At 48.7% G+C, this 7,709-nt stretch carries 11 protein-coding genes; 2 read left to right on the top strand and 9 right to left on the bottom strand.

All coding sequences use genetic code 11. The features are described 5' to 3' along the window. Window positions 1-307, bottom strand: a 307-nt coding sequence (locus tag J3351_RS13720) for a recombinase family protein (protein ID WP_207697981.1), incomplete at its 3' end; no start/stop codon positions are given. Next, window positions 308-505, bottom strand: coding sequence for a hypothetical protein (locus tag J3351_RS13715; protein WP_002569220.1), 198 nt, complete (start codon window positions 503-505; stop codon window positions 308-310). On the opposite strand from J3351_RS13715, the gene J3351_RS14330 reads away from it, so the two are divergent. Beyond that, window positions 479-718 carry a hypothetical protein gene (locus J3351_RS14330; RefSeq protein ID WP_021682886.1) on the top strand — a complete coding sequence of 80 codons (240 nt, stop codon included), beginning with the start codon at window positions 479-481 and terminating at the stop codon, window positions 716-718. The two genes, J3351_RS13715 and J3351_RS14330, sit on opposite strands and share 27 nt — an antisense overlap. Before the next feature lie 28 nt (window positions 719-746). On the opposite strand, the gene J3351_RS13710 is transcribed toward J3351_RS14330, so the two are convergent. The 7 genes from J3351_RS13710 to J3351_RS13680 form a co-directional block, all read right to left on the bottom strand. After that, window positions 747-2,084, bottom strand: a complete 1,338-nt coding sequence (locus tag J3351_RS13710; RefSeq protein ID WP_044959872.1) for a virulence-associated E family protein — start codon at window positions 2,082-2,084, stop codon at window positions 747-749. Then, the gene (locus J3351_RS13705) at window positions 2,053-2,697 is read right to left on the bottom strand and encodes a CHC2 zinc finger domain-containing protein (protein WP_207697980.1); all 645 of its coding nucleotides are present in this window, start codon (window positions 2,695-2,697) and stop codon (window positions 2,053-2,055) included. The genes J3351_RS13710 and J3351_RS13705 overlap by 32 nt, the downstream gene beginning before the upstream one ends. Before the next feature lie 66 nt (window positions 2,698-2,763). Next, window positions 2,764-4,338 (bottom strand): MobQ family relaxase, encoded by a 1,575-nt coding sequence (gene mobQ, locus J3351_RS13700; RefSeq protein WP_207697979.1) that lies wholly within the window; start codon window positions 4,336-4,338, stop codon window positions 2,764-2,766. A 186-nt stretch (window positions 4,339-4,524) separates the two neighbouring features. Beyond that, entirely contained in the window at window positions 4,525-4,863 is a 339-nt protein-coding gene (locus J3351_RS13695; protein WP_003509323.1) for a helix-turn-helix domain-containing protein, read from the bottom strand. Between the two features lie 525 nt (window positions 4,864-5,388). Next, window positions 5,389-5,685, bottom strand: a complete 297-nt coding sequence (locus tag J3351_RS13690; RefSeq protein ID WP_005927679.1) for a DUF3847 domain-containing protein — start codon at window positions 5,683-5,685, stop codon at window positions 5,389-5,391. After that, window positions 5,678-6,019, bottom strand: coding sequence for a DeoR family transcriptional regulator (locus J3351_RS13685; RefSeq protein ID WP_005927681.1), 342 nt, complete (start codon window positions 6,017-6,019; stop codon window positions 5,678-5,680). The genes J3351_RS13690 and J3351_RS13685 overlap by 8 nt, the downstream gene beginning before the upstream one ends. Continuing rightward, complete coding sequence (locus tag J3351_RS13680; RefSeq protein ID WP_005927683.1) at window positions 6,016-6,204, bottom strand: hypothetical protein; 189 nt, start codon at window positions 6,202-6,204, stop codon at window positions 6,016-6,018. The genes J3351_RS13685 and J3351_RS13680 overlap by 4 nt, the downstream gene beginning before the upstream one ends. A 483-nt stretch (window positions 6,205-6,687) precedes the next feature. Between J3351_RS13680 and J3351_RS13675 the strand changes: the two genes are divergently transcribed. After that, a complete protein-coding gene (locus tag J3351_RS13675; RefSeq protein WP_005924756.1) occupies window positions 6,688-7,494 on the top strand; it encodes a helix-turn-helix domain-containing protein in 807 nt (268 codons plus the stop codon). Window positions 7,495-7,709 lie beyond the last annotated feature (215 nt).

Below are 7,709 nucleotides of genomic sequence, written 5' to 3'. Positions count from 1 at the left end.
GCCCCAGTCGGCTGAGGTCTTTCGTGATGACAAGGTTGATTTGCCTGCGCTCAATGGCTCTCAACATTCTCTGTAAATCAGGACGCTCCATATTAAGACCTGTGAAGCCATCGTCCTGATAGACTGCCACAACCTCCCATCCCTGCTTTTCGCAGTATTTTTCCAGCATATCACGCTGGTTTGCGATACTGGCACTTTCGCCTTGCAGGTCATCGTCCTTTGACAGTCTGCAATAGACCGCTGCACGATAACCCCCGGCAAGTGCCGAACCGATTGTTCTGTATTCCATTTCGTTCATCATAGCCATTTACCCACACAATCCAGACGGTATCTGGCTCTTTTGAACCTCATCTTCATTATAGCCTATATCTTTCTTTTTAGCAAGATATTCTTTTGTATTTGTTTTACCGTATTTCTGGGAAATCAGACTGACGAACACATCGGTTGCGTCCAGTTCCCCGTCAAATACAGTGGTCACATGAATCTCTGTTTTGTTTTTTGCCATAGGCAGTTATCCTCCATACATGAAAATAGCCAGACAGAGGGTGTCGGCAACGAAGTCCGGCAACGGGCTTCAAAAGACCTTGCAAACAATCTCAATCTGGCGATGGTTACTATTTATACTTTTCTTTTATTTTTCTGTTGTTTTGGTTGTTATAAGGGAGAAAAGCCCGGAAATAAGGGGTTTTCCCCGGCAACCGGCTCGGCAACGGGATAGCAACAGGGGGTGCAACGGGCGGTCATTTTCAGAATGGAAGCTCCATCTGTTCTGTGACCTCCACAAAACCATCCATCGTTTTTTCAGACGGGTTGCCGGAGTCCGTTGCCGGGTTTTCACGCTCCCAGCCCTTTTGTCTGCCATATTCTGAAAACATTCTTGGGTTCGGGAAGTACCGCCAGCCGGAAATGCACTGGTTCATAATCTCGTTGATTTCCCGGATTTCCCATTGCTTCGGCTCGTCAAAGGCATGGTTTAAGGCTTCCTTGTAGAGCTGCTTGGAACAGACCATGCTCCCGGTGTACTTATCAAGATACGCCTGTATCATCCCGGCTTTGGTGTCCTCCGGCATAAAATCCCGCTGGTGTTCTTTGAGATACCGCTGCATGGCGGGGCTGAAAGCCAGCTTGAACCTGCCGCTTCGGTAAATCTCCATCGCTTCTGCCCACATTTGTTCGATATAGGCTCTGGAAGCGGCTTCGTCCTCCAAAATGTGAACCTCAGCTTGCTCCGGGTACACCATGACCGGGATAAAGCGGCGGTTGCCGGAACGGTCAAGGGGCAGGAAGTCAAGGGCATTGGAAGTGCCGCCAAACACGCACTGACGGGGGCGGTCTGCCGGGTGGGTTTCATAGGGTATCTTGTAAACCTCTTTCTGCCGGCTTAAAAATGACTTGATTTCCTCAATGCTCTTGGCGTTTGCGGTTGCCATCATTTCCGACATTTCGATAATCCAGTGACCTTGCAGCTTGCGATACACATTGTCATCGTCCAGCTTCCGCAAATCATCGGAGAACCACTCGTCCCGGACTGCCAGCAGACGGAAGAAGGTGGACTTGCCAGCCCCCTGACCACCTACCAGACAGAGCATGATTTCAAACTTGCACCCCGGCTGAAAGGCTCGTGAGATTGCACCCAGCAGGAACAGCTTCAACGCTTCATAGGTGTAATCGTCTGCGTCAGCCCCCAGAAAGTGCCGCAGGCAGAAACGGATTCGTTCTGTCCCGTCCCACACAAGGGTATTGAGATAGTCCCGGATGGGATGGTACTTGTTTTCATTCGCCACAATCCCGATGGCGTTATCAATCTTTTTCTCATTGGTAAGCCCATAGGTTTCTTCCAGATAAAGAAGCAGATACTTCATGTCCGTATCGTTCAGGGCGGTGCTTTCCCTGTGAAAACCGATGGGCTTTATGATGTCCTTGCGGTCGGTCAGAATGTTGTATGCGATAGCCCCGGAAAGCAGCGGGTCACGCTGGAATACGGTCAGGCAGTTCCGTATGCTCTGACGGACACCGCCTTTCTCGGTAGTTTCCAGCCCCGCCTTGATTTCCTCAATGCTCTGGGGCGGCTGCATAGCGTTCATGGTGTTTTTTAGTTCTTGCTGCGTCTGCGGCTGCAAGCTCTGCCATTCGTTGTTCAAGCTGTATCACATCCTTTCCGTAGTCCGTAATCAAAGCCGCTTTTTCCTCTGTCTCCCCGAACAGCAGCACATCCAGCAGATATTCCACTTGGGCTTGCTTCTGTAAGGCTTCCACAAACCGGGGATGAACGGCTTCCTCCGGGGAGTGCGGGACATAATCCTTTCTCCATGCCCTAAGCAGGTGGAGATAATCGGCAAGGATACGGAAGCAGCGGCTCTTTGCTTCCTGAAACTGTTCCTCCGGGGATTTCTGCCGGGGCTTGGGCTTTTTTACCTTTCCCGGCGGTTTCCAGTCCTCATAGGAAATTCCAAAGTCCTGTGCCAGTTGTACGGCGGCTTCTTTCTTTCCCAGCCCATACAGGACGGCGGTAAAATCAATCACATCCCCATCCGCACCGCAGCCGAAGCAGTGGTAACGCCGATCCAGCTTCATGCTTGGGGTTTTATCGTTATGGAACGGGCAACAAGCCATCCCGTTCCGACCTACACGGATTCCATAATGCTCCGCAGCCTGTCTTGTCGTAACGGACTGCTTCACAGCTTCAAATACATTCAAATCAATTCCTCCTTGTAAAAAAGAAAAGGCACTTATCATTCTCAATCTGAAAATGGCAAGTGCCTGTTAAAGTTCCATATCCTGTTGTTTGTGTTTCGTCTGTGCCGGGACAGTTCTTTGTGCTTTTTTCTCGTTCGCCTTATCCTGCAAGACTTCTTTGAGGGACTGCTTCTTGGACGGCTCTTTGCTTTCTTCTGTGCCGGGTGTGGCTTTCCGTACCCAGTAGCGGATGTCCCGCAGCTTCTTCAAATCTTCCTGCACCTCGGTCAACGGTACTTTCAAGTCTGCGATTTCGCCCACAAGCTTCGCCTGTTCCTGCAAAAGCTCCTTTTTCGTGCTGTCCTTATCATCCGGGTGCTTGGCAAGGTAGGCACTGGCTTTCTCAAACCGGGCAACCTCCGGGTGTTCCAGCTTGAATTTTTCCTTAGTTTTCTTGAAAAATATCTTCTGGTATTTCTCATAAACGGGCTTACATTCCTTACAGTCCGTCCGGGCGGCAAGGATAGCGTCAATCACGTTGCTGCGGGTTTCCTTTGGCTTCATCTGCTTTCGGTAGTCGGCGGCAGATTTCCCGGACGTTTCTATAAAGTTTTCCAAATCCTCCACGGTGGAAAGTCCCTTTCTCTGAAGATAGGACAGGGCTTCGCTGACTGCCTTTAAGTCTTTGGAAGTTCCACGGTTTTGTCCCGCCCGTGTCCAGTCGCTCCGTTCTGCCTTTCGTACCTCCATGTACTTCATCAACAGATTGGGAAGAAATACCGCTTCCTCCGCAGCTTTTTCCGCAAGCAGTTCTTTTCGTTTTTCACTAAGCTCGATAATCCAGCCTTTGAGATTTTTAATAAGCTGCCGGATAGACTTCATCAGGCTGTTGGCGGCTTTGATTTCCCGGTTCAGATTTCCGATGTTGGTCTGAATCCCTCGCTTTTCCATCTGCCGGACAGCAGCACCCTCATGGACGGTAGGGATAATATCAAGCCCCTGTCTTTCATAAGAACGGAGATCCACCCGCTCCGGGCGGTTGTTGGCTTCCAGATAGCGGTTCTGGATGATCTCCCATTCATGCCGCCAGATTTCACAATACTTGCGGTCGTTCCAGTCAACCGTATCTTCCTTGTGACTTTTCCATCTGCCGGACGGAAGTTTTATCCGTTCCCCGTTCTCGTCAAGGTCATAAACCTTGCGGCTCTTGGGAAGCCATTTCCCATGTTCATCCATTGCCCGCATAGTCAGCATGACATGAGCGTGAGGGTTTCCGTCCCCTTTGTCATGGATGGCAAAATCCACGCACATTCCTTTGGAAACAAACTGCTGATTGCAGAAATCCCGGACAAGGGCGGCGTACTGGTCGGGCGGTATCTCTCTGGGGATGGTAAGCACCCACCGCCTTGCAAGCTGGGAATTCCATTGCTTCTCCACCGCTTCGGCGGCGTTCCATAAAGTATTGCGGTCTGCATACGACCGTGGGGCATTTGCCGGAAGCAAGATTTCATTGTGGACGATACCACGCTTTTCCGGGTAGTGCTTCACTTCCTGATCGTATCCACAGAACAGCTTTTCGCCGCTCTGGTAGGCAGCGGCGGCAACCGCAGACTGCTGTTGGCTTCGCTGCACAATCGAGATTTCGTTGTGTGGACAGGGCATTTCGTGTCCCTCCTTTCGGTAATTGGTGGATGGGGTGGCGTTTTACCACCTCATTTGGGGCAGAAAAAAAGCAGGAGACCTTTTCAGATTTCCTGCTCGGTGGTGCCGCCGGTGGGCGGCTGGTATTCAGTTTTGAAAGTTCGGGTCAGGGTGGCCCGATGATGAAATAAAATATCTGCATGAAGATTATTCAACTTCTTTTAGTAATTCTTCAACAGAAATACCGTAAAGTTTTGCAAGTGCAAAAAGATTTGATGTGGAAGGGTCGGATGTTCCATTTTCCCATTTTGAAACAGCCTGCCTGCTAACACCAATCGTTTCAGCAACAAATTCCTGCGTCATTTTGCACTGTGTTCTGTGTACTTTGAGTGCTTCACCCAACGATTTCCTCACTACGGATTTTTCCTGCCGTACATCTTTTGAATGGATATATTTGAGTAATGCACGAACAATAAGGGTAAGCAAACCAACAAAGATACATAAGAAAATTATTCCAACGATTATCATAAATACGGTTACTTTCATTTGACCACCTCCTAATGTTGCTGTTGGCTTCATTTCTCTGTACGGATATATTTAAGCAATGCACGAATAACAAGGATAAGCAAGCCGACAAAGATACATGAGAAAACTATTCCGACTACAATCATAATGATGTTTACTAACATTTGGATGACCTCCTTTCTTTGTTGGCTTTATTCTATCTGAATTACCGTGTTGCTACCACCAACTATCAAGCAATTATCAGTTGCATATCGGTTGCACAATGATAGCGTTCTGTTTTTTGACCTTATTATACTAAATTACCGTAGATAAGGATAGCTCGACTGATAAAACTTGCTGGACGGGAACAGCTTGCAGCGCAAGGTGTTTCCGGGCGGCAAGTCCACAAAAGGGTAGCTGGCGACAGCCAGCGCAGGGGAAGCGTAGCGTCCCCTGTATGATTTGGAGCAGACCATGACTGCGGAAAATCACAGCCCTCCGGCGAGGAGCCTTCGGAGAACGCAATGCACCAACCTTTGGGTGGTGTATAATTGCGCCCTTAGTAAACTAAGGGGGTTCCGGCATCTCCCGTTCCAGCAGTTTTTTCAATAGTTCCTGCGTGTCCTGTCTGTGAAAAATGAGTTTCAACAACAGCATGACATCATCATCTGTCAGGCGTTCCGGCTCTTGCAGAAAACTTTCCAGCATACCGCCACGGGTACAGAGCCGGTGCGTCCGTTCCTTTCGGGTAAGCTGTTTCAACTGGTGCTGCAATGCCTTTTCATCATTGATGGCTTTCCGCAGTTTCTTTTCGCTTTTTTCCAACTCCCGATTGAGTTTTTCCAGCTTTGAGGTATCAGGCAAGGGCAGCATCCTCCTTTCCCGGTATCAGCACATAAATTCGGTTTGGTTCTCCAATGCCCTGACGCACCCGCATGATAAGTCCGGCAGTTTCCAGTTCATTCAGAGAACGCTTGACCGTCATGGAGCTGCGGGACAGGACTGCGGCAATGGCTGTGACAGGGAAGCAGACAAAGAGGATTCCGTTCTCGTCCTCCTGCCCTTTGGAGAGCATAGCGTCCAGCATCCGGCAGTACATGACCTTTGCGGTGCTGCTGACTGGAAATCCTGTCAACGCTCTGGGAAAAGGCATACAGGGCGGCAATGGTGTGTCTATCGTCATAAATTCAAAATTCATTCTGTGTGTTCCTCCTTTTTCTTTGCTCGTTTGGATAAATAACAGGGGCAGTCAATCACAACCGCCCGGAAGCTCTGCTTGCACCCATGCTGGCATTTCCGGCATAATTCGTTGTAAGTGACACGCCCCCGGTCATTGAGGTAAAAGGAAAGCTCATACTTCCTCTTTTTGCTCATTCTCGGCATATTGCGCTTCCTCCCGTTTTAGTGTATGGTTTCGGGGCGATTTTCGGTAAAATTACAGCCATAGAGCCGCTTAAAATCTCCCGAAGTATCAGCGATAGGGTAGACTGCCCCCCTATCAGATTGTTGTGTTTCGGTATCATTTCGGTGTCAGTTCGCCAGTTCTCCCCGGTGTCGTTCCTCCCCTGAATCTCACAGCGGCGTATCGCTCCCTTTGGTACGCTCGTTTTGGTCAGGGTTCCTCCATATCCCTGCCAAAATTCATGGCGCTACATCGCCGGGGAAGCATATCCCACACAGGCTGGTCATTCGATTGGAATAATCCATCGATGAACTACCTGTATCATAGAACATTTTTGTGCCCTGTGCCGTATGTCCACAAAGTAGGAATTAAGGGTAAAAATCAGAAATTTCCACGATTACGGAAAGTGTGATATAATCCAGATAAGCGGCAGCAATGAAACCGTTGGAAAGGAGCGTGTGCCCATGAAAGGAGCAACAAGCATACAGGAACGCCTTTGGGAACTCCGCAAGGACAAAGGCTTAAATCTGGAAGAACTATCAAAACTAACGGGTATTTCTAAATCAGCCCTTGGCAGTTATGAAAAAGAAGATTTTAAGGAAATCAATCATGGCAACCTTATCACGCTGGCAGACTTCTATGGGGTTTCCGTCGATTATCTGCTGTGCCGGACAGAGAACAGGGAGCAGATCAACACGCCACTGACGGAGCTGCATTTGAACGATGAAATGGTTGCACTTCTGAAAAGCGGTCGGATCAACAACCGTCTGCTCTGCGAACTTGCCACCCATAAGGACTTTATCAAGTTTCTTGCGGACATTGAGATTTATGTGGATGGGATTGCCACCATGCAGATTCAAAACCTCAACACCCTTGTCGATACTGTCCGACATGAAATCATAGAACGGTATCGCCCTGGCGAAGATGACCCACATTTGAAAGTGCTGCAAGCCGCCCATATCAGTGATGATGAATATTTCAGCCACATGGTTCTGGATGACCTAAACCTGATTATCCGGGATATTCGGGAAACCCATAAAAAGGATAGTGAGAGTGCGCCCCAGACCACTGTTGCCAATGAACTGAAAGAAAATCTGGAAGCGGTCGAAAATTTCAAGGGCAGCCGTTTGGAAAAACTGGCAGTGCTTTACTGCAAGCAGCTCGGTATCAACTATAAAAATCTGTCAGATGAAGAATTTCGCTGGCTTATTCGGATTCTCCAAAAATCAAAGAAAACGGGAACGCCTATCAACCAGAGGAAAAAACGGTAAAGGAAAACCGCTGTTGCATGGTTTGTTGGATTCCATGTAGCAGCGGTTTTTGCTGGGATTATTCAGTTGAATTTTTAGAACGACAAACTTGAATTTGTATGGCTCAACTCCTTATCGACCGGCCATAGCTCGTTTATAAAGTAGACCTCCTTTTATAAGTAACAACAGAAAAGCCACTGTTACTGCATATGGTTCTCTCGCAATCGCCAGATACA

The sequence above is a fragment of the Faecalibacterium sp. Marseille-Q0746 genome, from assembly GCF_017377595.1.
Lineage (GTDB): Bacteria > Bacillota > Clostridia > Oscillospirales > Ruminococcaceae > Faecalibacterium > Faecalibacterium duncaniae.
The sequence above is the reverse complement of the archived record's forward strand: the minus strand, read 5'-3'. Positions and strand labels throughout refer to the sequence as shown.

What these genes read in the sequence shown, in the direction of transcription:
- J3351_RS13685 (WP_005927681.1), bottom strand. Translation starts at nt 6,019, where the DNA reads ATGAATTTTGAATTTATGACGATAGACACACCATTGCCGCCCTGTATG.
- J3351_RS13680 (WP_005927683.1), bottom strand. Translation starts at nt 6,204, where the DNA reads ATGCCGAGAATGAGCAAAAAGAGGAAGTATGAGCTTTCCTTTTACCTC.
- J3351_RS13675 (WP_005924756.1), top strand. Translation starts at nt 6,688, where the DNA reads ATGAAAGGAGCAACAAGCATACAGGAACGCCTTTGGGAACTCCGCAAG.
- J3351_RS13695 (WP_003509323.1), bottom strand. Translation starts at nt 4,863, where the DNA reads ATGAAAGTAACCGTATTTATGATAATCGTTGGAATAATTTTCTTATGT.
- J3351_RS13710 (WP_044959872.1), bottom strand. Translation starts at nt 2,084, where the DNA reads ATGAACGCTATGCAGCCGCCCCAGAGCATTGAGGAAATCAAGGCGGGG.
- J3351_RS13715 (WP_002569220.1), bottom strand. Translation starts at nt 505, where the DNA reads ATGGCAAAAAACAAAACAGAGATTCATGTGACCACTGTATTTGACGGG.
- mobQ (WP_207697979.1), bottom strand. Translation starts at nt 4,338, where the DNA reads ATGCCCTGTCCACACAACGAAATCTCGATTGTGCAGCGAAGCCAACAG.
- J3351_RS14330 (WP_021682886.1), top strand. Translation starts at nt 479, where the DNA reads ATGAATCTCTGTTTTGTTTTTTGCCATAGGCAGTTATCCTCCATACAT.